We start from the raw sequence: 26,443 nt of genomic DNA, 5'->3' as shown, positions 1-26,443 counted from the left end.
GTGATCGCCGGCCGATTTGCGCCTGACTGCCCCATGTGCCCCGAACCTTTCGCCCCCATTTGCGACCCGCTATAGATGATCCAATCAAACGGGCGGGGCAAGCCCGGCAGGCGCACGGGCTTTGGCAGCGGGGACGGATGGCAGGCGGTTTCACGGGCGGATTGATCAAGGGCATCGTGCTGGGCGGCGCCGCGCTGGCCGCGCTGTCGCTGATCGCGCCGCAGCCGGAGAACGCGCGAGAGCCGGCCAGAGTTGGCGAAGCAGCGCAGCCGCCAACGACAGAGCGGGACGTTTCGCAAGTCCCGGACGAGGCGCCAGCAGACCGCACCAAGGCTGAACCGATGCCGTCGCCTGCCGATCCGGTTCCTGCGGTGACCACGGGGTCACCTGCAGCTGCGCCGCAACCCATCGAAAGCGGCGATCCAGGGTCCGCCGATACGGAAGGGCAGGACACTGATACTTCGCTGTCTGCCGTTGAAGAAGGCGCGCAGCCGGTCGAGACCGGTCCTTCCGCCAACGTAATCGACCCTTTACCGTCGGCTCCGACGGACGCTGATGCTTCCAATGTGACACAGGGCGAGAATTCACCGGCGGAAATGTCAGCGCGCCCCTCATTTTCGTCAGCCGCAGCGCCGGACATGGCTGACGATACCCCGCCGGGTGATCCGACAGTCGAGGCCCTTCCCGCGGAGCAAATCTCGCCCGCTGTCGAGCCCGGCCCTCAAACTAAACCTTCGACCAATCCTACACCGGCTGCCGCCCTGTCACAGGCGCTGCCGCTGTCCATTCTGGACGCGCCCGACTTCAACTCGCTGTTCGCAATGCAGCCGGAGGCAGACGACGGTCCGGGTGATCGCCCCGACGGCGGTCCGGCCGAGCAACAGGAAGAAACCACGGGCTCCGCCCCCGCCGTCGTCGTCCCGGCGTTCAGCCCGTCCATAAGTGGCGCTCCGCCGGATCTTGAGACGCGGTCCGCGGCTTCGGACGCAACAATCGAACCAATCAATGAAGCTAACTCGCCAAGCGATCCCACTTTGCCGAGTATAGACCTGTCGCTGCCGCCGGACCTGAACCGGCTCAGCGCTCCTGAAAGCCGATAAGATGTCCTCGTTCAATCCTGCCGTCGCCGCCACCTTCAGCCCCCCGGTGATGGAGGCGCGGCGTTGGCTGGCCGACATCACCTTCGCGCCTGACCGCCCGCTGATCAACGTAAGCCAGGCAGCGCCTGTCGACCCGCCGCCCGAACCGCTGCGTCGCGCGATTGCCGAGGCTGCGCTGCATCGCGACGAAGCCCATCTTTATGGTCCCGTCCTCGGCAATGCCGACCTGCGCGAGGCGCTGGCTGAAACCTGGTCGCAAGCCTATGCCGCGCCCGTCGAGCCTGGACAGATCGCGATCACGCAGGGCTGCAATCAAGCCTTCTGTGCCGCGATCGCCACGCTGGCGCAGGCAGGTGACGAGGTGATCCTGCCGGTGCCGTGGTACTTCAACCACAAGATGTGGCTCGACATGGCAGGTGTCCGAACGGTGCCGCTCGCCTGCGACGAGGCCATGTTGCCCGATCTGGAGCGGGCAGCGACGCTGATCGGTCCGCGCACGCGTGCGCTGGTTCTGGTGACGCCGAACAACCCGACCGGCGCAGAATATCCACCCGATCTTGTGCGGCGTGCCTTCGATCTGTGCCAGCGACACGGCATCGCGCTGGTCGTGGACGAGACCTACCGCGACTTTCATAGTGCCGCCCAGCCAGGCGTTACCCCGCCACATAACCTGCTGAGCCTGCAAGGCGCTGGGGACACGCTGATCCAGCTCTACTCCTTTTCCAAGGCTTATCGCCTGACGGGGCATCGCGTCGGTGCCGTTGTCGCCTCGACCCGTCGTATGGTCGAGGTCGAGAAATGGCTCGATACCGTCGCCATCTCGACGGGCCAGCTTGGCCAGATCGGTGCTGTCTACGGGTTGCGCAACCTGTCGGATTGGCTTGCAAGCGAGCGGTTGGAGATTCTTGCCCGACGTCGCGCGGCCGAAGCAGCCTTCGAAGGTCTCGACGGCTGGACGCTGAAGAGCTGTGGCGCCTACTTCGCCTGGGTCGCGCATCCTTTCAAGGACACCTCCGCCGAAATCGCCCCGCGCCTCGTTCGCGAGGCCGGCGTGCTGGCGCTGCCCGGGACGATGTTCATGCCGGACGACGACGAAAACGGTGCCGGGCATTTCCGGTTTGCCTTCGCGAATGTCGATGCCGACGGCATCACCCATCTGGCGGACCGCCTGCGCAGCTTCGCAGGCTGACGGGCGGTCCGCGACCCTTGTGGCCTGCGGTCCCGGGCCCTAAGACGACCCCAACAGAAGTGACGACAGAGACCCCGATGAAAAACCTGCGCACACACGGCAAATCCGCGATCGTCTGGATTCTTCTGGGTCTTCTGATCCTGGGGCTTGGCGGTTTCGGCGTGACGAACTTCGCTGGCGGGTCTGCGGCGGTTGGTTCCGTCGGCGATACCGAGATCACGGCCGACGATTACGCGCGCGGGCTTCGCAGCGATCTTGCAGCCGCCTCGCAGCAGGCAGGTCAGCAGATCACGATGGAACAGGCGCGCGCGGCCGGACTGATGCAGCAGGTCCAGGCGCGGCTTTTCACCGTTGCGACGCTGGAGGAAGAGGCGAACCGCCTGGGTATCTCTGTCGGCGATGCACAGGTGGCCAGCACGATCTCGGGGGCGCCGGCGTTTCAGGGCCCGACCGGACAGTTCGACCGCAATGCCTATGCGAGCCTGCTGCGCCGCGAAGGACTTTCGGAGGGCGAGTTCGAGCACGACGTTCGCATGGATGAAGCACGCCTGATCCTGCAGCGCGCCGTCACAGGAGGCGTCAACGTTCCCGATCCAGTCGTGAACCAGGCGGCCGGCTGGCTGCTGGAGACGCGGGACATCCGCTGGCGCGAGGTCACCGAGGATGAACTGACGACCGAGATCGAACCGCCAAGCGACGAGACGCTGGCCGCTTGGCACCAGGCCAATATCGAGCGTTTCACCGCGCCCGAGATACGCAAGATCACCTATGTCTGGCTGACGCCCGACATGCTGGCAGGCGAGGTCGAGTTGGACGAGGCGGCCCTGCGCGAAGCCTATGAAGCGCGCCGGTCAGAGTTTCAGCAGCCCGAGCGGCGGATGGTCGGTCGACTGGTCTTCCCGTCGGCCGAGGACGCCGAGGCTGCGAAGGCGCGCATCGAATCCGGTGACGCGCCGTTCGAGGCAATCGTGATGGAGCGTGGCCTGACGCTGGACGATGTCGATCTGGGTGAAGTGACCGAGGCGGATCTGGGCGCCGCGGGTGAAGCGGTGTTTGCGCTGGAAGGTCCTGGTGTCGTTGGCCCGATAGACACCGATCTTGGCCCTGCGCTGTTTTCGATGAACGCGATCCTCGACCCGGTCGACGTGAGCTTCGAGGATGCGCAGGAAGAATTGCGGTCCGAAGTCGCGGCGGCGCGTGCGGTTCGGGTCATTGACGACCGCTCGTCCGAATTCGAGGATCTGTTGGCATCGGGCGCATCGCTTGAAGACGTCGCAGAAGAAACCCCGATGGAACTGGGCGAGGTCGACTGGACGCCAGAGACGCGCGGCGAGGGCGGAAGCATCCTGGGTTACGAGACCTTCCGAGAGCAGGCCGCTGCGGTGAGCGAGGATGATTTTGCGCAGCTTTATCAGCTGGATGATGGCGGGATCTTCGCGCTGAGGCTGAATGAAATCGTCCCACCGACGCCTAAGCCATTGGAAGAGGTTCGCACCGAGGTCGAAGCCGATTGGCGCGCCAATGAAGTCCATCGGTTGTTGATGGAAGCAGCCGAGCAGGAAAAGCTGCAGCTTGATGCCGAAACGGTCGCCGCAGGTGCGGAGCCACAACAGCCGGCACCTGCACCCGAAGCTCCCGCAAACGCTGACAACACGGAGACCAGCGATTCAGCGGCGGCAGAGGACAACGAGGCAACTTCGCCTGCCTTCAACGAAGTTCAGAACCTTTCTCGCGATGGCTGGATCGAAGAAGCGACGCCCGATCTGCTGACCGCCGCGTTTGCTCTGGATGAAGTGGGTGAGACCGCGGTCGTCGATGCGACGGACAGGGTTTTCCTGGTCACGCTTGATGCGATCAATGACGCTGATCTGGGATCGGAGCAGGCGACCGAGGTGCTTGATGCGGTGCGCAATCAACAGCAGCAATCCCTGCAATCGGACATCTTCGACTACTACACCCGCGCGGCGCAGACGCGGGCCGGCATCCGCCTGAACCAGAACGTGATAAATTCCGTCAACGCGCAAGTGCAGTGATGGATCTGTCTCCGGCCTTCGACGAATTCGAACGCGGCTGGGCCAAGGGTCGGAATCAGCTGGTCACCATAAGGCTGGCTGCTGACCTGGACACTCCAGTCAGCCTGATGCTGAAGCTGGCCGAGGCGGCGCCCAATTCGTTTATGCTGGAAAGCGTCACGGGCGGCGAGGTGCGTGGACGCTATTCCATCGTCGGGATGAAGCCCGACCTGATCTGGGATTGCCGAGACGGCAAGGCCCGCATCAATCGCCATGCCCGATATTCCGACGAGTTCGAGGCCGATCCGCGCCCCGCGCTGGACAGCCTGCGCGCGCTGATCGCCGAAAGCCGCATCGACATGCCGGAAGAAGTGCCTGCCGTCGCGGCGGGCCTGTTCGGCTATCTGGGCTATGACATGATCCGGCTGGTCGAGCGCCTGCCTGACGTCAACCCGGACCCGCTGGATGTGCCCGACGCGATGATGCTGCGGCCGTCGGTCGTCGCCGTGCTTGACGGGGTGAAGGGCGAGGTCACGCTCTGTGCGCCCGCCTGGTTCGAGCCCGGTATGCCGGCGCGCGGCGCCTATGCGCGCGCTGCAGAGCGCGTGATGGAGGCGCTGCGCAGCCTCGACCGTCAACCGACCGAGCCACGCGCATTGGGCGAAGACGCGACGATTGGCGAGCCGGTCTCAAATTTCGCGAAAACGGATTATCTGACGGCAGTCGAGAAGGCGAAGGAATACATTCGCGCCGGCGACATTTTCCAGGTCGTGCCGTCGCAGCGCTGGCGAATGGAGTTTCCGCTTCCACCTTTCGCCCTTTACCGGTCATTGCGCCGGACGAACCCGTCACCGTTCATGTTCTTCCTGAACCTCGGCGGTTTCCAGATCGTCGGCGCCAGTCCCGAGATACTTGTGCGACTGCGCGATGGCGAGGTCACGATCAGGCCGATCGCCGGAACCCGCCCGCGCGGCGCGAACGAGGCAGAGGACAAGGCTTTGGAAGCCGACCTGCTGGGTGACCAGAAAGAGCGGGCAGAGCATCTTATGCTGCTCGATCTGGGGCGCAACGATGTCGGACGTGTCGCCAAGACCGGGACCGTCAGACCCACTGAAGAGTTCATCATCGAGCGCTACAGCCACGTGATGCACATCGTGTCGAACGTGGTGGGTGAACTGCGTGATGATCAGGATGCGCTGGCTGCGTTGCTGGCGGGTCTGCCCGCAGGTACGGTTTCAGGCGCGCCCAAGGTTCGCGCGATGGAGATCATCGACGAGCTGGAGCCCGAAAAGCGTGGCGTCTACGGTGGTGGGGTAGGCTATTTCGCAGCCAACGGCGAAATGGATATGTGCATCGCGTTGCGCACGGGTGTCCTGAAGGATGGTGCCCTCTACATCCAGGCAGGCGGCGGCGTCGTCTACGACAGCGACCCCGAGGCTGAGTATCAGGAAACGGTGAACAAAAGTCGCGCGCTGCAGCGCGCGGCAGAAGGCGCTGCACGCTTTGTCCGCGGTAACGGCTAGAGAATTATTAGGATCTTTGCAGACGAAAACGGCGGCCCAACCGGACCGCCGTCATCAATCGTAGAGCGTAGGTCAGGTTATCAGTTGCTGGCCGGGGCTTCGGTAGCTTCACCTTCTGCGGGCATCGCAGCGCCATCAGCCGGCGCGTCCGTTTCCATCGCCGGATCGGCCATCGTCGCGTCCGAGGCAGCGGGGTCAGCAGGAGCCATCGCGGGATCTGCCGCCGGATCAGCCGGAGCCATTGCTGGATCGGCTGCCGGGTCCGTCGCCATCGTGCCGTCTGCGGCCGGCGCGCTTTCACGCTCGCGGAAGACATACTCCGGCGCCGCTTCAGCTTCTTCCTGAGTCAACTCGGACGTGATTTCCTGAGCGTCGTAGTTGATGGTCATCTGGTCCCACGGCAGTGCGATCTGCTTTTCGCCGATACCAAGGAAACCACCGACGCCGATAACGGCGGCTTTGATCTGGCCGGATTCGCCGTCAAGAATGATGTCGTTGATGTCGCCGATTGCGTCACCGTCAGGTGAGGTCACCGAGCTGCCGGTGATCCAGTCGAGGCGAAGCTCGTTCATGGCCTGCTCTTGCTCGACCATGTCGCTGTTGGCCATTTCGGCTTCCATAGCGGCCTCGTCGGCATCGCCATCGGTCGCTGCGGCGTCGGTCTCCATCGCGCCGTCCGCGGCAGGTTCCATCGTGGCGTCGGCCGCCGGCTCCATCGCGGCGTCGCCTTCCATGGCTTCACCCTCGGCCGGCATCTCGGTCGTGGTCGCGTCGGCTGCGGGTTCCATTGTCGCGTCGGCGGCGGGCTCTTCGGTGGTCGCGTCCTGAGCGTAGACCGGGCCGAGAGCCACGGGCAGCACAAACGCGGTCGTCAAAAGAAGCTTACGCATGTCGATCCTTCCTCTATTGGAATAGCGCCAGCCGGGTTCTTCAGGTTGGCCAGCCGCTTCGGAGAGACAATGAACTTCGCGGCTCGCAGGTTCCGCGCCGGATCGAAAATTGCGAAATTATAGGTGGGCAGGTCTAACGCGCTGACGTAGCGTCATAAAAGCGCCAGGTCGCTTTTCTGCCGCCTGGCGATCAACGGCGATGGCTCTCGCAACGGGGGCGTTTGTCCAGCCTGTTACGGGCTTAATCCTCGCCACGATAGGGCTGAACGTACTGCAGCGCCATGTCCCATGGAAAGAAGATCCAGGTGTCCTGACTGACCTCCGTAATCCAGCTTTGCACCATCGGTTTGCCCTTGGGTTTGGCATAGACCGTGGCGAAATGCGCCTTGGGATACATCTCGCGGATCAGTTCGAGCGTGCGCCCGGAATCGACCAGGTCATCGACGACGAGAATGCCCTCGCCATCGCCCATCAGCTGATCGTCGGGCCGCTTGAGGACTTCCAGCTGGCCTTGTCCGGCCTCTGTTCCGACCCCCTTGTAGGAGCGGATCGAGATCGTGTCGATCGTCCGGATGTCCAGTTCGCGCGCCACGATCATCGCGGGGACGAGGCCGCCGCGCGTGACTGCCACGACGGCGCGCCAGTCGGTTCCGTCCAGCCGCCAGGCCAGCGCGCGCGCATCGCGATGCAGTTGGTCCCAACTGACGTGAAAGCCCTTCTCATGCGGCAGGCGGTTGTCGATCATCGGGTCCCCCGTTCGTTTTCGGCATTTGCCGTCATGTCATCATTGGTCGAAGATCAGCAGCACGCCCAGCAGCGCAAGCGCCAGGGCTGCCGTCCTGTCGATCCAGAGCTTGGCAGAGAAATAGCGCGCCCGCATAACCGCTGTCGACATCAGAACCGTCACCGTCGTGTACCAGAATAACTCCGTTCCGAGGCACAGCGCGTAGATCCCCGCCTGCAGGCCCGCCGAAAGACGTTCTGGAAACAGCGACAGGATCAGGCCGGCGTAAAACAGCGCGGGCTTCGGGTTCGAAAGATTCAGGGCGATGCCGCCCCAGAAGCTTCGCTGAACCCCGCTTGCCGCATTGGGCACAGGTTTTGCCGAGGCGCGCCACAGGTTGAAGCTGAACCAGAGCAGATAGAGGCCGCCAAAGATCTTCATCCCAGTATAAAGGCCGGGGTGAAGCTGGAAGATCACGGCTAGTCCCAGCAGTGCAACCAGGCACCAGAGCGAAGCGCCGGTTGCAAGCCCGAGTGCATAGGGCAGGGCGCGGTCGCGTCCCTGTGCGAAAGCGGTTTGAATTGCGGCGACGATCGCGGGACCGGGCGACAGAATCGCCAGCGAAAGCGCCGCGACCAAGGCCAAGGCCTGCTCGGCGGACATGTCGGAGAATCAGTCCTTCTTGACCGTCGCGATGTCCGGCGCATCGACCGCCTTCATCCCGACGACGTGGTAACCCGCGTCGACATGATGCGTCTCGCCCGTCACACCGGCGCCAAGGTCCGACAGCAGATACAGGGCCGAATTACCGACATCATCCTGGGTGACGTTGCGTCGCAGCGGCGAATTCAGCTCATTCCACTTCATGATATAGCGGAAATCACCGATGCCGCTCGCGGCGAGCGTCCTGATCGGGCCGGCGCTGATCGCGTTCACGCGGATGCCGTCCTTGCCAAGATCCTCGGCCATATAGCGAACGCTGGCCTCGAGCGCCGCCTTTGCGACACCCATGACGTTGTAATGCGGCATCACCCGTTCGGCGCCGTAATAGGTCAGTGTCAGCAAACTGCCGCCATTCGGCATGATCGCCGCCGCGCGACGGGCGACGGCGGTAAACGAATAGACCGAGATATCCATCGTCTTCTGGAAATTGTCGCGGGTCGTGTCGACATAGCGGCCGCGCAATTGGTCCTTGTCCGAGAAACCGATCGCATGGACCACGAAATCAAGGCTGCCCCACGCGTCGCGCAGCTGGTCGAAGAGCGCATCGATCGACGTGCCGTCGCCCACATCGCAGGGCAGCACCATGTTCGACCCGACCTGAGCTGCCAGCGGATCGACCCGCTTCTTGAGCGCCTCACCCTGATAGCTGAAGGCCAACTCGGCGCCGTGACGCGCAAGCGCCTGCGCAATGCCCCAGGCAATCGACTTGTCGTTGGCCAGCCCCATGATCAGGCCGCGTTTGCCAGCCATCAGGCCGGCCTTGTTTTCAACGGACATGGGACGCGCCTCGCATTTCCAACAGAATTCGACGTGTATAGTGTGCTTATGGCAAGAGTTTGGCCGCATCAAGCGCCGTGCAGGGCGCAGCGTGTCGCAACCACAGGACGAACGAGATGAACGAGACGAGTGACATCTTTGCAGGCAACGATCCATTTGCGATCGTGCGGCGCTGGATGGCCGAGGCAGAAAGGACCGAGCTTAATGATCCTAGCGCGATGGCGCTTGCGACGGTCGATGCCGACGGAATGCCGGATGCGCGGATGGTGTTGCTCAAGGACATCGAGGGGCAGGGCAGTGACGGCTCGTTCGTGTTCTACACCAATTATGAAAGCGCAAAGGCGGGTCAGATCGATGCAGCCGGAAAGGCCGCGTTCGTCATTCACTGGAAGTCCCTGCGTCGTCAGATCCGCGTCCGGGGATCGGTCACGCGCGAGGACGGGCCGATCGCCGATTCCTACTTTCGCAGCCGTGCCTTGCAGAGCCGGATCGGCGCGTGGTCGTCGCGACAAAGCCGACCTCTGGACAGTCGCGAGACGCTCATGGCAGAGGTTGCCCGCCGAGAGAAGGAATTGGGCACGGATCCAGCCCGTCCGCCATTCTGGGGCGGTTATCGAATTAGGCCGCATACGATTGAATTTTGGGCCGACGGCGAATTTCGGCTGCATGATCGCTTCCAATGGGTCCTTTCTGAAGACAAATGGAACAAAAGCAGATTATTTCCTTGACGATCAATTGCCGTACAACCATCTTGAACGGTGAGATTTACGAGTACCGGCGATCCATTTTTTTGTAGATTTACAATCTCGGGTTGTCGGCTGAGGTAGGCCTTGTAACCCCGGTAGTGTTGTGGTGGGACGGAAGCTGGCGCGCGCGCGTCCTTCCCAGGCGTTAGGAGCGCGTTACTGCATGTCGGACGACATAGAAAACAGTCGAATCGCAAGTGGTCTGATCAAGTGGTTTGATCCGGCAAAGGGCTATGGCTTCGTCATCAACAGCGAAGGTGGGCCCGACATCCTGCTGCATGCGAACGTCTTGCGGAATTTTGGGCAGGGCTCGGTTGCTGACCATGCGCGCGTCAAGGTTCGTGTCGTTCCGACCGAGCGTGGCCTGCAGGCCGTCGAGGTGTTGGAAATCCTGCCCCCGGACAGCCACGGTCAGCCGCCGCTTGCGGATCTTGACCAGTCGCTGTTCGAGCATCTTTCGTCGCTGCCGCTGCGTCCGGCGCGGGTGAAGTGGTTCGACAAGCACAAGGGTTTCGGTTTCGCCAACGTCTTCGGTCATGGCGACGATCTGTTCCTGCACATTGAAGTTCTGCGTCATTCGGGGCTCGCTGACCTCGCCCCTGGCGAGGCGATCGCTGTTCGCGTTGTCGAGGGTCCGCGCGGCCTGATGGCTGCGCAGATCGGTGCGTGGGATACGGCTGCGCAGGGTGCGGAATCGCTCAGGTTATCGACCGAAGGTGGTGACGAATTTCGCGAAACCTCGCTGATCGCCGTCATCGCTGAATGAACCCATTCCTGTCCGTGCGTCGTAAGACGCTGTGCCTTGCGCTGACGGCATTCGCCTTGTCGGTCGGCGGCGCTCATGCTGCGACACAGGTTTGCGCGGCTGACAGGGCGATCTTCATGACCCCGGCCGGTCCGCTATCGTTCGAGATTGAGGTCGCTGACGATGTCGCAGAGCGTGCGCAAGGCCTGATGAATCGTGCTCGGCTTCCTGAAAAAACCGGCATGCTGTTCGTCTACCAGACGCCACAGCCTGTTGCCTTCTGGATGCGAAACACCCTGATCCCGCTCGACATGGTCTTCATGGATGCGGAAGGCGTGATCCGCTATATCCATGAAAACGCCATCCCGCAAGACGAGACACCGATTCCGGGCAACGAGGCTGGTGATCCCGATCCAGACCGTCTGATGGTGCTGGAAATCGGGGGCGGCGAAGCGGCGCGCCTTGGGCTGGCCGAAGGGCAGGCGATGGCGCATCCCGCGCTCGATCAGGATCGTGCCGCGTTTCCGTGCGGCTAGGGCTTTCCGGCGTCGCGCGACTAGGCTAGAAGGCACGCGTTCGGGGCGTAGCGCAGCCTGGTAGCGCGACGGTTTTGGGTACCGTAGGTCGGAGGTTCGAATCCTCTCGCCCCGACCACAGAGGCATCCGCCCTCGGCGTCTCAGCATCTGCCCTCTAATCTGTGTTCGTACGCAAGTTGGCACCCATCGATGCGCGGGCATGTGCATCAAGAAGCACTTTCGCGAATTTCCGCAGCGGTTCGGCCATCGGCGTCGTCCGCCGCCAGATCAGACCCAACGTCCTTGATGGGCGGGGGTGTGGCAGCGCCGCAACACTGACATCGGCCGTTCTCGCTTCTTGGGCGACGGCCATCTGCGGAATCAGGGTGACGCCCAACCCCGCACCGACCATCTGCACCAGCGTCGTCAAGGACGAGCCTTCCATCAGCTCGCGCGTAGCCTCGGGGCCGCTCAGATCGCAGAACGCAAGCGCTTGATCGCGGAAGCAGTGACCCTCTTCCAGCAGCAACAGCCGCATCGTGCGCAGACGCTCGGAGGAGGGGGCCGGCTCGGATGCGTCAGTGCGGTGGCGGACAAGCATAAATTCTTCGGCAAACAGCCGTTCCTCATGCAGGCCGGGCTCAGAGATCGGCAATGCAACGATGGCTGCATCCAACCTGCCGTCGCCAAGTTCCGCGATCAGGCGACTCGTGCGCGCCTCGAGCGGTTGAAGCGACAGGTCCGGGAGCTGCGTCACTGCTTCCTTCATGATCGCCGGAAGCAGATAGGGCGCGACTGTCGGAATGATTCCAAGTCGCAGGCGGCCACCCATCGGACCGGTGCTTCCCCGCGCCAGATCGCGCAGATCGTCGACTGCCTGCAGGATGGCCTGAGCGCGCGCTGCGATCTCGCGCCCCAAGGGCGTCAGCCTGATCCGGCGCCCGCCACGCTCGATCAGGGATGCGCCCAATTGTGCCTCGAACTCTCGCATCTGCTGCGAGAGGGCGGGCTGCGAGATGCCGCAATCCGATGCGGCGTCCCCAAAATGTTCGCGCCTTGCAAGTGCTGCGAAATAGCGAAGATGCTTCAATGTCACGCCAATCATCGGGAATACTTATCGCCTCGATAAGAACATCACAATTTAACTTATGCAGGCCGCGTGATACATCGCTGCCAAATTAACAAAGGAGAATTGCGATGGACGATCTGACCCATGTGGGTGGCCAGCCCGGCAGCGCAGGAAAATGCCCCGTTATGCACGGGGCTCTGACCGAGACCGGCGATTCGGTGTCGCGCTGGTGGCCCAAGACGCTGAAGCTCGACATTCTGGCCCAACACGACACGCGGACCGACCCGATGTCGAAAGGTTTCGACTATCGCACCGAAGTGCGCAGCCTCGATTTCGAAGCGGTCAAGGCCGACGTCCACGCGCTGATGACCGACAGCCAGCCGTGGTGGCCGGCTGACTGGGGGCATTACGGCGGCCTGATGATCCGTCTGTCTTGGCACGCTGCCGGTTCGTATCGCGCGGGCGATGGGCGCGGGGGTGGTGCGCACGGCAACCAGCGGTTCGCCCCGCTGAACTCCTGGCCGGACAACGCCAACCTGGACAAGGCCCGGCGGCTTTTGTGGCCGATCAAGAAGAAATACGGCAACAAGCTGTCCTGGGCCGACCTGATCGTGCTTGCCGGCAACGTGGCCTACGATTCGATGGGTTTGAAGACATTCGGCTTCGGCTTCGGACGTGAGGACATCTGGCATCCCGAAACCGACGTCTACTGGGGCGCAGAGCGTGAATGGCTGGCGCCGTCCGATCAGCGCTACGGTGACGTCGATCAACCCGAGACGATGGAAAACCCGCTGTCGGCGGTGCAGATGGGTCTGATCTACGTCAACCCTGAAGGCGTGAATGGCGTCCCAGATCCGCAGAAGACGGCTGATCAGGTGCGCGAGACCTTCGAGCGCATGGGGATGGACGACGAAGAGACCGCGGCGCTGACCGCAGGCGGTCACACCGTCGGCAAGTGCCACGGAAACGGCGACAAGGCATTGCTGGGTGAGGAGCCCGAGGCTGCACCGCTGGACGATCAAGGCTTCGGCTGGATCAACCGCGAGCAGCGCGGCATCGGCCGCGACGCAGTGACGGGCGGTCCCGAGGGTGCCTGGACCAGCAATCCGACCGTCTTCGATGACGGTTATTTCAAGATGTTGCTGGACCATGAATGGGAGATCACGACCAGCCCGGCCGGTGCGAAGCAATGGAAGCCGATCGAGATTGCCGAGGCGGACATGCCGGTCGATGTCGAGGACATGACGACCCCGCGTATGCCGATGATGACCGATGCCGACATGGCGATGAAGGTCGATCCGATCTACCGCAGCTATATGGAAAAGTTCCGCGCCGACCCCGCCTACTTCCGGGACACGTTTGCGCGGGCTTGGTTCAAGCTGCTGCATCGCGATATGGGACCGAAGGTTCGCTACATCGGTCCGGACGTTCCGGCTGAGGATCTGATCTGGCAGGATCCGATCCCCGAAGGACCGACGGGCTACGACGTTGCAGCGCTGAAGGCGGCGATCGCGGGTTCGGGGCTTTCGCTGCAGGACATGGTCGCGACCGCCTGGGACAGTGCGCGGACTTATCGCGGCTCTGACCTGCGGGGCGGAGCCAATGGCGCCCGGATCCGGCTGGCACCGCAGAAGGATTGGGCCGGCAACGAGCCCGCGCGTCTGGCTCGGGTCCTCTCGGTGTTGCAGCCGCTCGCGGATCAGGCCGGTGCTTCGATCGCCGACACGATCGTGATGGCCGGCAATCTGGGGGTGGAGCAGGCGGCCAAGGCCGCGGGCTTCGATCTGGAACTGCCTTTCCACCCGGGACGCGGCGATGCCACGGATGAGCAGACCGACGCGGATTCGTTCAGGTATCTCGAACCGCTGGCCGACGGCTTCCGCAACTGGCTGAAGAAGGACTATGTCGTCACCCCCGAAGAGATGCTTCTGGACCGCAGCCAATTGATGGGTCTGACCGCACCCGAGATGACCGTGCTTGTTGGCGGCCTGCGCGCGATGGGCGCGAACCACGATGGCAGCAAGGATGGGGTCTTCACCGATCGCGAAGGCGCGCTGACGACCGATTTCTTCGTCAACCTGACGGATATGGCGAACCGTTGGGTGCCTGCCGGTGGCAATCACTATCAGATCGTCGATCGTGCAACCGGGCAACAGAAGTGGACTGCGACACGGGTCGATCTGGTCTTTGGCTCAAACTCGATCCTGCGGGCTTATGCCGAGCTTTACGCCCAGGACGACGCGGGCCAGAAGTTCGTCGATGACTTTGCCGCAGCCTGGACCAAGGTGATGGAAGCCGACCGCTTCGACCTGAGAAGCTGAGGCAGTAACTGGCTGCGGCGCGCTATTCGCGCGCCGCAGCCCACGCATCAGAATCGTGAGGCCATGCATAATTTTCATGCATGGATGAGATTACAGCAGTTTTCTCTTGGGGTGTGTCATGTAAGAGTCCTCCCGGGCCAAGAGTGACGCTGCGGATCGGTTTCGGTCGCGCGGCTTATCGGCCCATCCGACTGGCCGCTGAAGGCCGGCACTTCTGGGAGGTAACATGACCAAGACACAACTCGGCCGCATTGCGGCCCCGAAGCTGGCCGCTAGCGCGCTGGCACTTGTAATGGCAACCGGCGGGGCGATGGCGCAGGATCTGTCCGGCAAGACCGTCGAGTTCACAATTCCATTCTCGGAATCGGGCGGCTCGGCCCAGTGGGCGAACTTCTACGCGCCGCTGTTGTCGGGCGCTCTGCCGGGCAATCCCACCACCGTTGTCCGCTATCGTCCGGGCGCTGGTTCGACCGAAGGTGCGAACTGGTTCCAGGGTCAGCAGGATCGCGGCGACGGCACCCAGATCTTTGGAGATTCCGGTTCGACCAAGTTCCCTTACCTGCTGGGCGACCCGCGGGTCCGCTATGAATATCAGGAATGGAAGCCTGTCCTTGCCTCCGCCACCGGCGGTGTCGTCTATCTGCCGCCAGAACTGGGCGAGCGTTTCGACGGCGACATGGACGACCTGAAGGATGAGCCGTATCTGTACGGCAGCCAGGGCGCGACGACGCTTGATCTGGTGCCGCTGCTGGCCTTCCGGATGCTGGGACTGACCGTTGATCCCGTCTTCGGCGTCGAGGGTCGCGGCGACGGTCGCCTGATGTTCGAGCGTGGCGAGGCCAATATCGACTACCAGACCAGCTCGGCCTATCTGGCGAACGTCCAGCCGCTGGTCGATGACGGACTTGCCGTTCCGATCTTCAGCTGGGGTGCATTGGACGATGCCGGTAACATCGTCCGCGATCCGACCTTCCCCGATCTGCCGACGTTCAAGGAAGTTTGCGAGGCGACCGAGGGTTGCGAAACAGAAGGCGTCGCCTGGGATGCCTACAAGGCGTTCTTCGTCGCCGGTTTCGCCAACCAGAAGACGATCTTCCTGCCCTCCTCTGCGTCGCAGGAAATGGTCGATGCCTACACGCAGGCTCTGGACGAGATCATTGCCGCCGACGGTTTCGCGGAAGCATCGAACGAGGTTCTGGGCGTCTACGCGCAGATGACCGGCGATGCCGCGATCGAGGCGACCCGTCAGGCCACCACGATCTCCGACGAAGCCAAGCAGTACGTTCTGGATTGGCTGCAGGAAGATTACGGCATTACGATGGAATGATGACGGTGCGGGGCAGACGGGCGTAGGCCCGGTATCCCGATCCGTCTTGATCCGATGATACCCGGCGCGGGAGCACCGCGCCGGGCTTCGATGACCCAAAGCCGCGGAGTGGATCATGGACATGATCTTGCACGCCTTCTCCCAGATGGGCGAAGCATTCTCACTGATCTTCAGACCACAGCAATTGATGTATCTTTGCGGCGGCGTGCTGCTCGGTCTTTCGATCGGCGTCCTGCCGGGACTGGGCGGCATCGCGGGCCTGGCCCTGGTTCTGCCGTTCCTTTACGGGATGGATCCCGTGGCGGGCCTCGCGCTGATGATCGGGCTGATCGCCGTGATCCCGACATCAGACACGTTCTCGTCCGTGCTTCTGGGCATTCCCGGCTCTTCCGCCAGTCAGGCGACGGTTCTCGACGGCTTTCCGTTGTCGAAACAGGGCCATGCCGCTCGCGCATTGTCGGCTGCCTTCGCGGCATCGCTGTTCGGCGGACTTTTTGGCGCCATCATCCTGACCTGCTTCATCCTTGCGGCACGGCCCCTGATCTTGGCGTTCGGGCTGCCCGAGATGTTGATGATCACGCTGCTGGGCCTGTCTATGGTGGCGATCCTTGCCGGACGCGTTCCGTTGAAGGGCGTGGTCGCGGCCGGACTTGGCATCATGTTCGGCACGATCGGCGCGGCGCCTGCGGGCGGCAGCCTGCGGATGTCGACCTACGACATGCCCTACCTGGTCGATGGCTTTCAGTTGGTCATCGTCGGCCTTGGCATCTACGCCATTCCGGAAATCGTCTCGCTCCTGCGTCAGGATCGTCCGATATCTGAAGGCGGTTCGCTGGGTGACGGCTGGGTTCAAGGCGTTCGCGACTGGTGGGAACACAAGTGGCTGTCGATCCGCTGCGCCACGATCGGCGTGCTGGTCGGCGTCATTCCCGGTCTCGGCGGCTCGGTCGTCGACTGGCTGGCCTACGGTTCGGCGGTGCAGACAGCCAAGGACCGCTCGCAGTTCGGCAAGGGCGATATCCGCGGCGTGATCGCGCCAGAAAGCTCGAACAACGCCAAAGAAGGCGGCGGGCTGGTTCCGACGCTGATCTTCGGCATTCCAGGATCGGGGTCGATGGCGATCTTCCTCGGCGGCCTCGCGCTGCTGAACATGACGCCCGGACCGCAGATGGTTCGCAACGACCTAAACATCACCTACACAATCGTCTGGTCGCTGGCCCTGGCCAACGTCATCGGCGCCGGTCTTTGCATTCTGTTGTCGAAATACATCGCCAAGATGACGACGATCCGCTTCACGATCATCGCGCCTTACCTGTTCATGATCATTGCCTTTGCGGCCTTCCAGTCCCGCCAGTCGGCGTTGGATCTGGCGGCGCTGGTGGGGATCGGCATCCTTGGGATCCTGCTGCGGCGCTTCGACTTCTCGCGGCCGGCCTTCCTGATCGGCTTCGTGCTGTCGACGCAGACCGAGATCTTCGTCAACCAGGCGTTCCAGATCGCGGGCGCGCGGTTCCGCCGCTCGGCCGAGGCCGGGTGGGACTACCTGCTGTCGCCGATCACGATCGGTCTGATCATCCTGACCGTCGTGTCGGTCTTCGTGGGCATCAAGGCATCGAAGAACATCCGCGAAAACATCGACGCACCGACCGCTGGCAAGAAGGCGCCCGCGATCTTCCTTGGCGTTGCGACACTCTACCTCGCGGTCGCGACCTTTGACGCCTGGGGTGTCTCGCGGTTGCAGGACCGGGTGTTCCCGCTGACCATCGGTCTGGTGACGCTGGCGGGCGCGCTGCTATTGCTGCTGCGCATGTCGCGACAGCCGGCGACGGACGATGTCTTCATCGACCTCGAAACCGGTGAAGAAGGGCAGGCACCGCACGGCTTGTGGTCGACCCTTGCCTGGTTCATCGGCTTGGTCATCCTGACCTTCTGTGTCGGCCTGATCCTGGCGCTGACCGTCTTCCTGATCGCCTTCTTCCGCGTCAGGGGCCGGTTTGGCTGGGGATGGACGATCGTCGCCTCGGCGCTCGGCATCGCGTTCATCATGGGCCTTGGTGCCGTGCTGGGACGTGACTTCCCGCCGGGCTATCTGCAGACGCTGGTCGATCTGCCCTGGCCCCTGACCTGAGCCTGCGCATCCGCGCATCCCGACGCTGATTGAGGTTACGATGACCCAGACACCGATCCCCTATCTGTTCCTGCGCGGCGGCACGTCGCGCGGGCCATACTTCCGCCGCGAGGATCTGCCTCAGGACCGTGACGCGTTGTCGCGTATCCTGATCGCGGTGGTGGGGGCGGGTCATCCGCTGAACATCGACGGGATCGGCGGCGGCAATGCCGTCACCACGAAGGTGGCGATGCTGTCGAGGTCCCAGTCGGACGACGCGGATGTGGACTATTTCTTCGCCCAGGTTTCCGTGGACGAGCCGCTGGTCGATTACAAACCGACCTGCGGCAATATTCTGGTCGGCGTCGGTCCCGCCGCGATCGAGATGGGCCTAGTGCCGGTGTCCGGCGATCAGACGCGCGTCCGCATTCGCGCCGTCAACACCGGCGCACTTGTCGAGGCGATCGTCGAGACGCCGGGCGGCCGTGTCCGTTATGATGGCGACGTCGCCATAGCTGGTGTGCCGGGAACGGCGGCACCTGTCGGGCTGAACTTCCTCGATGTCGTCGGTACGTCCTGCGGCGCGCTGCTGCCCACGGGAAACCTGCGCGACACGATCGACGGGATCGACGTCACCTGCATGGATGTCGCGATGCCGATGGCCATCGCGCGGGCCGAGGATTTCGGTCTGACCGGATACGAGTCAGCCGCAGAACTGGACGCGAACCGTGACTTCTTCGCCCGGATGGAAAAGATCCGGATCGAGGCCGGTCGCTTGATGGGGATGGGTGATGTCACCAAGTCGGTCACCCCGAAATTCGGCATCCTCGCACGCCCCCGCAACGGCGGTGCGATCTCGGCTCGCTACTTCATGCCGTGGAACACGCATCCGTCGCTGGCCGTTACCGGCTCACAATGCCTCGCCGCCTGCGCGCTGACGCCCGGCACGGTCGCGGACGGATTGGGCGATCTGCCCGAGGGGACGCCGGCGCTGATGCGGATCGAGCATCCGATGGGCGATATCGAGGTCACGGTGGATCACGAGACGACTGCCGAAGGTGGCTTCCAGCTGCGTTCCGCCGGTCTGGTCCGCACCGCGCGCCTGATCGCGCGCGGTGAGGTCATGGTGCCAGAAGCTGCAATGACGGGCACCGTGGTGCCGGAGGCCGCGCCGGTCGGGCAGGACGCATGAACCGCGCCGTCGGGACCGTGACCGCAGCCGAAAAGACCTACGAAATCCTCGCCCGTGCCGTCCGGCAGGAAGGCGATCGGCCGTGTTTCGCGTTGCTTGGCGATGCGAACATGGCCTGGGCCACTGTTCTGGCGGATCTCGGAACACCGATGATCAATGTCCGGCACGAACATTGCGCGGTGGCGGCGGCCATGGCCTATGCGCGCAAGGCCGGCGACGTTGGGCTTGCGACGGTGACCTGTGGACCGGGGCTGACGCAGATTCTGACCGCGCTACCCGCAGCAGTGCGTGCGAACCTGCCGATGGTCATCTTTGCGGGTGAGGCGCCTTTGGGGTCGGGATGGTACAATCAGGCCATCGATCAGGCGCCCTTCATTCGCGCGGCAGGTGCGGAATACCGCGCGCTGCATGCGCCCTCGCGCATGGCGATTGAGGTTCGGAACGCGTTTCTGGACGCACGCACCGGGCGCCGCCCGATCGTCCTGGGCGTGCCCATGGACCTGCAGACCCAGCCGTGGTCGGGTTCTGCCGAGTTGCCGGCCCCGTCGGCCGAGCTGGTCCCCGATGTCGCGCCGATGCCTCCCGCGACAGCGGATATTTCACGGGCCGCCGAACGCATCGCGAAAGCACGGCGGATCGTCGTCATGGCGGGGATGGGTGCTGTCGAAGCCGGCGCTGGACCAGCCTGCCGTGCGCTGGCCGAACGATGCGATGCGCTGCTGGCGACGACGCTGCCTGCGCGCGGCCTTTTCCACGATGATCCTTTCAGCCTTGGTATTGCTGGCGGTTTCTCGACCGATACAGGCCGGGCGCTTTTGGGCGAAGCTGATCTGGTGATCGCGATTGGCACGATCCTTGCGCGCCACAATGCCGATGGCGGCAAGCTGTTTGGTCAGGCCGATATGCTGCAGATCGACACGGCGCCTTTGACGATCAGCCAGGGTCGAATTGCCGCGCATCATCATGTCCGGGCCGATGCTCGCCTCGGGGCCGAGGCGCTTGCAGAAGCGATTCCCGCTCGCACGTCGGAATGGCGGAGTGAGGCCACTGCCAGACAGATCGCGAAAACGCCGGCTGACGCCACCCCGCGTGAGCCGGAATCCGGACTTCACGACCCTCGGGACGTGATCGCCGCGCTTGATGCGGCCCTTCCCGACGAGTGGCAGATGGTCAATTCCTCGGGGCATTGTTCCTATTATGCTGCCCAGATGCCCAAACGTCCGCAGGAGAAGTTCCTGACCATCCGCGAGTTCGGCGCGATTGGGAACGGTACGTCCTTCGCGATGGGAGTGGCGGCCGCCTGTCCCGACCAGACGATCGTGCTGTTCGACGGCGACGGCAGCCTGATGATGCACGTTCAGGAGCTGGAGACGATCCGTCGCCATGGGCTGAACATCCTGATCTGCGTCATGAATGATGGCGCCTATGGATCCGAGATCCACAAGCTGCGCGCGGACGGGCTGAGTGACGCGGGTGCCGTCTTCGGGCGCGGCGATCTGGCTGCGATTGCACGGGGCTTCGGCGTCGGCGGGGAGCGGGTCAAGGATCTGGCTGCTTTGCCCGCAATGGTGCGGGATTTTGCGGCCCAGGGACGTGGCGCTGCCGCTGTCTGGGACTTTCCGATTTCGGATCGCATCGCTTCGCCGGTAATGCAACGGGCGCATCCGAAGGGGGCTGCGCATTGAAGGTTCACATCCTCGACGATTGGCACGACACGCTGCGGCATTTGCCGAGCTACGCGAAACTGGCCGATCACGACGTGACGATCTGGACCGATCATGTCGAGGATCCGGCTGTCCTCGCCGACAGGCTGGGCGAGGCCGAGGCGGTCGTCCTGTTTCGCGAACGCACCGCGATCACGGACGAGCTTCTTGCCCGGTTGCCAAACCTGCGATTGATCAGCCAGCGTGGCGTGCATCCGCATGTTGATGTCGAGGCCTGTACGCGGCATGGCGTGACGCTGAGTTCCAACAAGACCGCGACCGGCCCTTCCGTCGCCGCCGCCGAACTGACCTTTGCGCTGATCCTGTCCGCCGCGAGGCAATTGCCGCAACAGATGGCCTCATTGAAGGAGGGCAAATGGCAGTTGGCACCGGGCCAGAGCCTGCACGGAAGGCGGATCGGGCTTTACGGGTTCGGACGGCTCGGCCGACAGGTCGCGACATATGCGCGGGCATTCGGCATGAAGATCTGGTGGTGGGGTTCCGAAGGCGGACGTGCGCGGGCCGCGGATCAGGGTGAAGAGGTCGCGCCGTCGCGCGAGGCTTTCTTTACCGAATCCGACGTGATCAGCGTGCATGTCCGAATGGTCCCGGAGACGCGCGGGCTGATCACCGAAGCCGATCTGACGTCGATGAAGCCAAGCGCGATCTTCGTGAACACGTCGCGGGCAGGGTTGATCGCTCCTGGCGCGACGCTTGCTGCCGCCGAGGCAGGCCGGCCGGGCATGATCGCGCTCGATGTCTTCGATCGCGAGCCTCTGACCGATCCCCATGACCCGATCCTGATCCATCCCCGCATCATCGCGACGCCGCATATCGGCTTCGTCACCGAGGATGAGCTGGATCGTCAGTTCGCCGATATCTACAACCAGATCGATGCCTTCGCCGAAGGCACGCCCATCCATGTGGTCAATCCCGAGGCCGCGACAGGGTCATGAAGCGTCGCCCGGACCTAGACGTCGCGCAACCGTTCGCGCACCATTTCCAGAAGGCCGTTCGCGGGGGTCGACAGCGGCATACCGCGGCGCCTGACCGCGCAAATGTCGCGGGTCAGATCGACATCGCTGAAATGCAGCCCCTTCAGCCCCGGCAGACCACGCTGCATCGTCAGCCGTGGCAGCACCGTGGCACCCACGCCCGCCGCCACCATGCTCATCGCGGTCGCCGCGAACTGCACCTCGAACCGCCAGTCGATCTTCTTGCCGTAATCTCCAAGCGCGTCTTCGACCAGTTGACGGTTGCTGCTTTGGGTCCGGATCCGGACCATCGGCATGGACAGAAGATCCTCTCGGGTGACGAAATCCTTCTGCGCCAGCGGATGGGCATCGTTGACCAACAGCACATAGGGTTCGGTGCACAGGTGCTCGACCTCGATGTCCCAGGGTGTGGCCGAGGCGATGGTGATGCCGAACTCGGCCTCGCCGTCATGGACAAGCTGGTTCACGGTCTCGGCGGTCTGGTCCATCAGGCACAGCTTCACCGCCGGGTAATCCTCGGCAAAACGCAGAAGCACGTCTGCCAGATAATAGCTCGACAGCGTCGGCAGGCAGGCGAAGGTCAGCCGCGTGCGCATCTCGTGACCCTGCTTGCGGACCTCACCATAGACGTTCGCCAGCGCCAGAAGCTGCGCGCGAACCTGCGGCAGGATCGACTTGCCGGCCTGCGTCAGCGAGATGTCGCGCGCGTTGCGGATCAGAAGCTGCTGCCCAAGATCCTCCTCCAGTTTGCGGACCCGGTGGCTGAGCGCGGTCTGCGACAGGTCGAGCTTTCGCGCCGCCCGCGAAAAGCTGCCCATGTCGGCAACGGCCACGAAACCTTCAAGCCCCAGGTAATCGACGCGCATGCCCACCCTTTCGTCCGCGAGTTAGATGGTCACCATTGCCGATCTGACGCGGTCGCTTCAAGCGGGCAGCACCGATGCTGAGTGCGTTCATCCCGCCCGGGCTGGATGCGGCCGTCGCGACAGCGCTTCTGGGTACCAGCTTTGCCGCGTCCTTCGTCACGATCGCATTTGGCCTGGGTGGGGGTATCCTTTTGCTCAGCGTCATGGCCAGCCTGATGCCGCCCGCGATGCTGATCCCGGTGCATGGTCTGGTTCAGTCGGGGTCGAACGCGGGGCGCGCGGCCCTGATGATCCGCTTCGTCAACTGGCCGAATGTCGGCGTCTTCACGGTCGGCACGATCATCGGCGCGTCGATCGGCGGGCTGGTCGCGGTGAACCTGCAACCCGCCTTCGTGCAGATCGGGGTCGGCCTGTTCGTGATCTGGTCGGTGCTGTCGAACCCGCCCGCGTGGCTGCGACGGATGCCCGCATTGACGGGTGCGTTCAGCAGCTTTCTGACCATGTTCTTCGGGGCGACCGGGCCCTTCGTGGCGACCTTCGTTCGCTCGCTGGGTCTTGATCGGCATGGTTTCGTCGCGACGCATGCGACGCTGATGACGGTCCAGCACGTGGCAAAATCGGTGGTCTTCGGGCTTGTCGGGATTGCCTTCGGACCGTGGCTCTTGTTCTGCGCGGCGATGATCGGTGCCGGCTTTCTGGGCACCATGGCCGGGCGGCTGGTCCTGAACCGGATCAGCGACCAGCGCTTTCAATGGGCGCTGAATGCAATCCTGATCATGCTGTCGTTGCGGCTGATCTGGCAAGGAATGGGCGCGCTGAGCGGCGCCTGAAAGGGAGACTTCAATGACAAACGCTTCGATCACCTTCATCGGCTGCGGTGAGGCCGCCGGGGCCTTTATCGAAGGCTGGGGCAGCGGCGCGGGAATCCGTGCCTTCGACCGCAAGACCGAAGACGCGGCGACCGCGACTGCCAAGCGCGCCGATTACGACCGGCTTGGCGTAACCGGTGCGGCCGATCGGGCCGAGGCGCTGAAGGACGCGACGGCCGTCTTCTGCACCGTCACCGCCGATCAGGCGCTGACGGCGGCCCGGGAATGCGCGCCTCTGCTTCCGAAAGGTGCGCTCTGGTTCGACATGAATTCCTGCGCGCCCGAAAGCAAGCGCGAGGCGTCACGCGTGATCGAGGCGGCCGGCGGCCGCTACGTCGACGTCGCGGTGATGGCACCGGTCTATCCCAAGCGGCACCAAGTACCGCTGCTGATCGCCGGTCCGCACGCAGAGGCCGGGAAAGACGTGCTGGTCTCGCTCAACATGGCACCGCGCATCGCCGGTGAGAACGTGGGCGACGCCTCGACCATCAAGATGGTTCGGTCCGTCATGATCAAGGGGATGGAGGCGCTGACGGCCGAGTGCGCGCTTGCCGCCGTCCGTGCCGGCGTGGACGAAGCCGTGATCGGCTCGCTGGTGCAAAGCTTTCCGGGCATCGATTGGCCGGAACAGGTCGCCTACAATCTCGAGCGGATGACAGTGCATGGCCAGCGTCGGGCCGCGGAACTGGAAGAGGTGGCCGTCACGCTGGACGATCTGGGCCTGCCGTCGGACATGGCGCGCGCGATCGTGCAATGGCAGCGCCGCCTGGGTCGGACGACGCCCGACCAACCGGTTCCCGACATGGAACAAGGCTATCGGGGCATGGCGCAGGAATTGCTGGAAGGGTCGGACGCATGGCGCAAATGAAACTGCTGGTTCTGCCGGGCGACGGGATCGGCCCCGAGATCGCGGCGGCGACGGAAACCGTGGTCGAGGCGGCGGCAAACCGCTTCGGCATCGATCTGACGCTGACGCGCGGCGAGATCGGCTTCGTCTCGCTCGATCAGCATGGCACGACGATCACCGACGATGTGATCGCGGCTGCCAAGGACGCGGATGGCGTGATCCTGGGACCGGTCTCGCATAACGCGTATCCGCCTGTCGCCGAGGGTGGGCGCAATCCGTCCGGCGTTCTGCGCCGCGAGTTGGAGCTTTACGCGAACATCCGCCCTGCACGGTCGCGCCCCGCCGTCCCTCGCCCGGTCACGGCCGAAATCGACCTGGTCGTCGTGCGCGAGAACCTCGAGGGCTTCTATGCTGACCGCAACATGGCGTCAGGCCCGGGCGAGATCATGGTCGAGCCGGGCGTCGCGATCGCGCTGCGCAAGGTTACAACGAAGGGCAGCCGCCGCATCGCGGAGGCTGCGTTCGATCTGGTCGAAGGGCGGTCGCGCAAGCGTATCGCGGTGGTCCACAAGTCGAACGTGATGCGCTTGTCAGATGGCCTGTTTCTGGAAGAGGTCCGTGCGGTCGCCAAAAATCATCCGGGCATCGACTACGAGGAAATCCTCGTCGATGCAGCCGCCGCCCATCTGGTGCGCGATCCGTCGCGGTTTGACGTGATCGTCACTACCAACATGTTCGGTGACATCCTGTCCGACCTCGCCTCGGAACTGTCGGGCGGATTGGGGCTGGCGGCGTCGTTGAACTTGGGACCCGCCTTCGCCGTCGCGCAGGCACAGCATGGCTCGGCCCCGGACATCGCGGGTCAGGACCGTGCGAACCCGACATCGCTGATCGGCTCTGCCGCGATGCTGCTGCGCCATCTGGATCAACCGCAGGCTGCGGACGCGATCGAGGCTGCGCTGGACGACGCAATGTCGGACGAAGCGACGCGGACGAAGGATCTCGGCGGCAGGCTGGGCACGCGCGATTTCGCCGCCGCCGTGGCAGCGCACGTCGTGGGCTAGGACGGGCGCGATGAATCGGGGGGTGCTGCCGGTGTCGGCTGCATCCCCATCATCCGTGCTGCCAGCGGCGCGCCTAGGATGACTAGCACGATCCGGGTCATGTGGTGGGCCACGACGAAACCGAGATCGGCGCCGGCAACGATCGCCAGCACGGTCATTTCTGCCTGACCGCCCGGCGCATAGGCGAGGAAGCCCTCCAACGGTTGGGCGAGGCCGGTCAGGGTTACGATCTCGGTGAAGGCTGCCGCCAAAACTGCGAGCAGCAGAACAAATCCCAGGCCCTTCAGCACGAAATCCCGCAGATCGCGCAGGGTGACACCAACATAATGCACGCCGATCCCGATGCCGATGAACAGCTGCGCGGCGATGATCGCCTCACGCGGGGGGCGCATGTGGATCAGGCCCGCCAGACTGAGGGCGGCGGTGACGATCAGGGGGCCGATGATGGTGGCTCCAAACAATCCGATCCGCTCACCACCCTTCCAGCCAAGCCAGGCTGCGCCGACCATCAGCAGCAACTCCGTCACCGGGATATCGTCCAACGCACGTCCCAATGGATTTGTCAGGCCGACCCCGTAAAGGCCCGTCAGGATCACCGGTGCCAGCGAAACGATGATCAGAACGCGTGTGGCATGGATCAGCGACAGGGCGCGGACATCCGCCCCGGCCTCTTGTCCGAATACGACCATGTCCTGCAACCCGCCCGGCATCGCCGCGAAATACGCGGTCGGCATGTCAAAGCCCATGCGGCGGAAATAAGGGATGCCCACCAGTCCGATCAGCGCGATGTAGATCGGGATCAGCGCCAGGGACAGCGCCATCTGGGGCAACTGACCGATCAGCGCAGGCGTGATGGAGGCGCCGACCGCAACACCCAGAACCGTCCGCGCGGCAGCAGAAACCTGCCCCATCCCCTGAAGTCGGACGCCCGCCAGGGCCGAAATCAGGCAGGCCGACATCGGCCCGAACAGAAACGGCAGCGGTAGATTCAGCAGAGTGAAAAGCAGTCCGCCATTCAGCGCGATGACGAAGGTTTCCATGCGGCGGCGGGTGAGAAAAGCCATGAATGTCCCGGTTGACGCATCTTGTATCCAAGCGTATACAATCGCGATCCGAAATTCACAAGGCCGATCTCGAC

At 63.7% G+C, this 26,443-nt stretch carries 23 protein-coding genes and 1 tRNA gene; 17 read left to right on the top strand and 7 right to left on the bottom strand.

The window, feature by feature from the left end; all coding sequences use genetic code 11:
* The first annotated feature begins 137 nt into the window (after nucleotides 1–137).
* The 4 genes from MLD63_RS08065 to trpE all read left to right on the top strand — a co-directional run bounded on the left by MLD63_RS08065 (nucleotide 138) and on the right by trpE (nucleotide 5,824).
* Nucleotides 138–1,100 carry a hypothetical protein gene (locus MLD63_RS08065; RefSeq protein ID WP_255329345.1) on the top strand — a complete coding sequence of 321 codons (963 nt, stop codon included), beginning with the start codon at nucleotides 138–140 and terminating at the stop codon, nucleotides 1,098–1,100.
* 1 nt (nucleotide 1,101) lies between these two features.
* Complete coding sequence (locus MLD63_RS08060; protein ID WP_255329344.1) at nucleotides 1,102–2,289, top strand: aminotransferase; 1,188 nt, start codon at nucleotides 1,102–1,104, stop codon at nucleotides 2,287–2,289.
* A 77-nt stretch (nucleotides 2,290–2,366) separates the two neighbouring features.
* Nucleotides 2,367–4,322, top strand: coding sequence for a peptidylprolyl isomerase (locus MLD63_RS08055; RefSeq protein ID WP_255329343.1), 1,956 nt, complete (start codon nucleotides 2,367–2,369; stop codon nucleotides 4,320–4,322).
* Nucleotides 4,322–5,824 (top strand): anthranilate synthase component I, encoded by a 1,503-nt coding sequence (gene trpE / locus MLD63_RS08050; RefSeq protein WP_255329342.1) that lies wholly within the window; start codon nucleotides 4,322–4,324, stop codon nucleotides 5,822–5,824. Before MLD63_RS08055 ends, trpE begins: the two co-directional genes overlap by 1 nt.
* A gap of 80 nt (nucleotides 5,825–5,904) precedes the next feature.
* Here trpE and MLD63_RS08045 read toward each other — a convergent pair whose 3' ends face one another.
* From MLD63_RS08045 to fabI, 4 genes are all read right to left on the bottom strand, one after another.
* Nucleotides 5,905–6,714 (bottom strand): PRC-barrel domain-containing protein, encoded by an 810-nt coding sequence (locus tag MLD63_RS08045; protein WP_255329341.1) that lies wholly within the window; start codon nucleotides 6,712–6,714, stop codon nucleotides 5,905–5,907.
* 241 nt (nucleotides 6,715–6,955) lie between these two features.
* Nucleotides 6,956–7,459 (bottom strand): xanthine phosphoribosyltransferase, encoded by a 504-nt coding sequence (gene gpt / locus MLD63_RS08040; protein ID WP_255329340.1) that lies wholly within the window; start codon nucleotides 7,457–7,459, stop codon nucleotides 6,956–6,958.
* Between the two features lie 39 nt (nucleotides 7,460–7,498).
* The gene (locus MLD63_RS08035; protein ID WP_255329339.1) at nucleotides 7,499–8,101 is read right to left on the bottom strand and encodes a LysE family translocator; all 603 of its coding nucleotides are present in this window, start codon (nucleotides 8,099–8,101) and stop codon (nucleotides 7,499–7,501) included.
* A gap of 9 nt (nucleotides 8,102–8,110) precedes the next feature.
* Nucleotides 8,111–8,938 (bottom strand): enoyl-ACP reductase FabI, encoded by an 828-nt coding sequence (fabI, locus tag MLD63_RS08030; protein ID WP_255329338.1) that lies wholly within the window; start codon nucleotides 8,936–8,938, stop codon nucleotides 8,111–8,113.
* A gap of 116 nt (nucleotides 8,939–9,054) precedes the next feature.
* Here fabI and pdxH point away from each other — a divergent pair, with 116 nt between their 5' ends.
* From pdxH to MLD63_RS08010, 4 genes are all read left to right on the top strand, one after another.
* Nucleotides 9,055–9,666, top strand: a complete 612-nt coding sequence (gene pdxH, locus MLD63_RS08025; RefSeq protein WP_255329337.1) for a pyridoxamine 5'-phosphate oxidase — start codon at nucleotides 9,055–9,057, stop codon at nucleotides 9,664–9,666.
* 181 nt (nucleotides 9,667–9,847) lie between these two features.
* Nucleotides 9,848–10,450, top strand: coding sequence for a cold-shock protein (locus MLD63_RS08020; protein ID WP_255329336.1), 603 nt, complete (start codon nucleotides 9,848–9,850; stop codon nucleotides 10,448–10,450).
* The gene (locus MLD63_RS08015; RefSeq protein WP_255329335.1) at nucleotides 10,447–10,965 is read left to right on the top strand and encodes a DUF192 domain-containing protein; all 519 of its coding nucleotides are present in this window, start codon (nucleotides 10,447–10,449) and stop codon (nucleotides 10,963–10,965) included. Before MLD63_RS08020 ends, MLD63_RS08015 begins: the two co-directional genes overlap by 4 nt.
* A gap of 41 nt (nucleotides 10,966–11,006) precedes the next feature.
* Nucleotides 11,007–11,083 (top strand) — tRNA-Pro (locus MLD63_RS08010).
* A 37-nt stretch (nucleotides 11,084–11,120) separates the two neighbouring features.
* On the opposite strand, the gene MLD63_RS08005 is transcribed toward MLD63_RS08010, so the two are convergent.
* Nucleotides 11,121–12,050 (bottom strand): hydrogen peroxide-inducible genes activator, encoded by a 930-nt coding sequence (locus MLD63_RS08005; RefSeq protein ID WP_255329334.1) that lies wholly within the window; start codon nucleotides 12,048–12,050, stop codon nucleotides 11,121–11,123.
* A 92-nt stretch (nucleotides 12,051–12,142) separates the two neighbouring features.
* Between MLD63_RS08005 and katG the strand changes: the two genes are divergently transcribed.
* The 6 genes from katG to MLD63_RS07975 all read left to right on the top strand — a co-directional run bounded on the left by katG (nucleotide 12,143) and on the right by MLD63_RS07975 (nucleotide 21,620).
* Nucleotides 12,143–14,335, top strand: coding sequence for a catalase/peroxidase HPI (gene katG, locus MLD63_RS08000; RefSeq protein ID WP_255329333.1), 2,193 nt, complete (start codon nucleotides 12,143–12,145; stop codon nucleotides 14,333–14,335).
* Between the two features lie 226 nt (nucleotides 14,336–14,561).
* Nucleotides 14,562–15,662: a tricarboxylate transporter gene (locus MLD63_RS07995; protein WP_369696993.1), complete on the top strand. Its 1,101-nt coding sequence runs from the start codon at nucleotides 14,562–14,564 to the stop codon at nucleotides 15,660–15,662.
* A 115-nt stretch (nucleotides 15,663–15,777) separates the two neighbouring features.
* On the top strand, nucleotides 15,778–17,790 hold the full coding sequence (locus tag MLD63_RS07990; RefSeq protein WP_255329332.1) for a tripartite tricarboxylate transporter permease: 2,013 nt from the start codon (nucleotides 15,778–15,780) through the stop codon (nucleotides 17,788–17,790).
* 40 nt (nucleotides 17,791–17,830) lie between these two features.
* The gene (locus MLD63_RS07985) at nucleotides 17,831–18,961 is read left to right on the top strand and encodes a 4-oxalomesaconate tautomerase (RefSeq protein ID WP_255329331.1); all 1,131 of its coding nucleotides are present in this window, start codon (nucleotides 17,831–17,833) and stop codon (nucleotides 18,959–18,961) included.
* Complete coding sequence (locus tag MLD63_RS07980; RefSeq protein ID WP_255329330.1) at nucleotides 18,958–20,646, top strand: thiamine pyrophosphate-binding protein; 1,689 nt, start codon at nucleotides 18,958–18,960, stop codon at nucleotides 20,644–20,646. The genes MLD63_RS07985 and MLD63_RS07980 overlap by 4 nt, the downstream gene beginning before the upstream one ends.
* Entirely contained in the window at nucleotides 20,643–21,620 is a 978-nt protein-coding gene (locus MLD63_RS07975; protein WP_255329329.1) for a D-2-hydroxyacid dehydrogenase family protein, read from the top strand. Before MLD63_RS07980 ends, MLD63_RS07975 begins: the two co-directional genes overlap by 4 nt.
* Nucleotides 21,621–21,634: 14 nt before the next feature.
* Here MLD63_RS07975 and MLD63_RS07970 read toward each other — a convergent pair whose 3' ends face one another.
* Complete coding sequence (locus MLD63_RS07970; RefSeq protein WP_255329328.1) at nucleotides 21,635–22,525, bottom strand: LysR family transcriptional regulator; 891 nt, start codon at nucleotides 22,523–22,525, stop codon at nucleotides 21,635–21,637.
* Nucleotides 22,526–22,599: 74 nt separating this feature from the next.
* Between MLD63_RS07970 and MLD63_RS07965 the strand changes: the two genes are divergently transcribed.
* The 3 genes from MLD63_RS07965 to MLD63_RS07955 are packed head-to-tail and all read left to right on the top strand — an operon-like array spanning nucleotide 22,600 to nucleotide 25,305.
* Complete coding sequence (locus tag MLD63_RS07965) at nucleotides 22,600–23,355, top strand: sulfite exporter TauE/SafE family protein (protein WP_255329327.1); 756 nt, start codon at nucleotides 22,600–22,602, stop codon at nucleotides 23,353–23,355.
* 13 nt (nucleotides 23,356–23,368) lie between these two features.
* The gene (locus MLD63_RS07960) at nucleotides 23,369–24,262 is read left to right on the top strand and encodes an NAD(P)-dependent oxidoreductase (RefSeq protein WP_255329326.1); all 894 of its coding nucleotides are present in this window, start codon (nucleotides 23,369–23,371) and stop codon (nucleotides 24,260–24,262) included.
* Nucleotides 24,250–25,305 (top strand): isocitrate/isopropylmalate dehydrogenase family protein, encoded by a 1,056-nt coding sequence (locus MLD63_RS07955; protein WP_255329325.1) that lies wholly within the window; start codon nucleotides 24,250–24,252, stop codon nucleotides 25,303–25,305. The genes MLD63_RS07960 and MLD63_RS07955 overlap by 13 nt, the downstream gene beginning before the upstream one ends.
* Here MLD63_RS07955 and MLD63_RS07950 read toward each other — a convergent pair.
* Nucleotides 25,302–26,369 carry an AbrB family transcriptional regulator gene (locus MLD63_RS07950; RefSeq protein WP_255329324.1) on the bottom strand — a complete coding sequence of 356 codons (1,068 nt, stop codon included), beginning with the start codon at nucleotides 26,367–26,369 and terminating at the stop codon, nucleotides 25,302–25,304. The two genes, MLD63_RS07955 and MLD63_RS07950, sit on opposite strands and share 4 nt — an antisense overlap.
* Between the last annotated feature and the right edge of the window lie 74 nt (nucleotides 26,370–26,443).

The sequence above is a fragment of the Paracoccus albicereus genome, assembly GCF_024359525.1.
In the GTDB taxonomy this organism is placed as follows: Bacteria; Pseudomonadota; Alphaproteobacteria; order Rhodobacterales; family Rhodobacteraceae; genus Paracoccus; species Paracoccus albicereus.
Note: the sequence above shows the minus strand (reverse complement) of the source record. Positions and strands in the feature narration are given on the sequence as shown.

Coding starts and splice junctions, on each gene's coding strand:
- MLD63_RS08065 (WP_255329345.1), top strand. CDS start 138: ATGGCAGGCGGTTTCACGGGCGGATTGATCAAGGGCATCGTGCTGGGC.
- MLD63_RS08060 (WP_255329344.1), top strand. CDS start 1,102: ATGTCCTCGTTCAATCCTGCCGTCGCCGCCACCTTCAGCCCCCCGGTG.
- MLD63_RS08055 (WP_255329343.1), top strand. CDS start 2,367: ATGAAAAACCTGCGCACACACGGCAAATCCGCGATCGTCTGGATTCTT.
- trpE (WP_255329342.1), top strand. CDS start 4,322: ATGGATCTGTCTCCGGCCTTCGACGAATTCGAACGCGGCTGGGCCAAG.
- MLD63_RS08045 (WP_255329341.1), bottom strand. CDS start 6,714: ATGCGTAAGCTTCTTTTGACGACCGCGTTTGTGCTGCCCGTGGCTCTC.
- gpt (WP_255329340.1), bottom strand. CDS start 7,459: ATGATCGACAACCGCCTGCCGCATGAGAAGGGCTTTCACGTCAGTTGG.
- MLD63_RS08035 (WP_255329339.1), bottom strand. CDS start 8,101: ATGTCCGCCGAGCAGGCCTTGGCCTTGGTCGCGGCGCTTTCGCTGGCG.
- fabI (WP_255329338.1), bottom strand. CDS start 8,938: ATGTCCGTTGAAAACAAGGCCGGCCTGATGGCTGGCAAACGCGGCCTG.
- pdxH (WP_255329337.1), top strand. CDS start 9,055: ATGAACGAGACGAGTGACATCTTTGCAGGCAACGATCCATTTGCGATC.
- MLD63_RS08020 (WP_255329336.1), top strand. CDS start 9,848: ATGTCGGACGACATAGAAAACAGTCGAATCGCAAGTGGTCTGATCAAG.
- MLD63_RS08015 (WP_255329335.1), top strand. CDS start 10,447: ATGAACCCATTCCTGTCCGTGCGTCGTAAGACGCTGTGCCTTGCGCTG.
- MLD63_RS08005 (WP_255329334.1), bottom strand. CDS start 12,050: ATGATTGGCGTGACATTGAAGCATCTTCGCTATTTCGCAGCACTTGCA.
- katG (WP_255329333.1), top strand. CDS start 12,143: ATGGACGATCTGACCCATGTGGGTGGCCAGCCCGGCAGCGCAGGAAAA.
- MLD63_RS07995 (WP_369696993.1), top strand. CDS start 14,562: ATGACCAAGACACAACTCGGCCGCATTGCGGCCCCGAAGCTGGCCGCT.
- MLD63_RS07990 (WP_255329332.1), top strand. CDS start 15,778: ATGGACATGATCTTGCACGCCTTCTCCCAGATGGGCGAAGCATTCTCA.
- MLD63_RS07985 (WP_255329331.1), top strand. CDS start 17,831: ATGACCCAGACACCGATCCCCTATCTGTTCCTGCGCGGCGGCACGTCG.
- MLD63_RS07980 (WP_255329330.1), top strand. CDS start 18,958: ATGAACCGCGCCGTCGGGACCGTGACCGCAGCCGAAAAGACCTACGAA.
- MLD63_RS07970 (WP_255329328.1), bottom strand. CDS start 22,525: ATGCGCGTCGATTACCTGGGGCTTGAAGGTTTCGTGGCCGTTGCCGAC.
- MLD63_RS07965 (WP_255329327.1), top strand. CDS start 22,600: ATGCTGAGTGCGTTCATCCCGCCCGGGCTGGATGCGGCCGTCGCGACA.
- MLD63_RS07960 (WP_255329326.1), top strand. CDS start 23,369: ATGACAAACGCTTCGATCACCTTCATCGGCTGCGGTGAGGCCGCCGGG.
- MLD63_RS07955 (WP_255329325.1), top strand. CDS start 24,250: ATGGCGCAAATGAAACTGCTGGTTCTGCCGGGCGACGGGATCGGCCCC.
- MLD63_RS07950 (WP_255329324.1), bottom strand. CDS start 26,369: ATGGCTTTTCTCACCCGCCGCCGCATGGAAACCTTCGTCATCGCGCTG.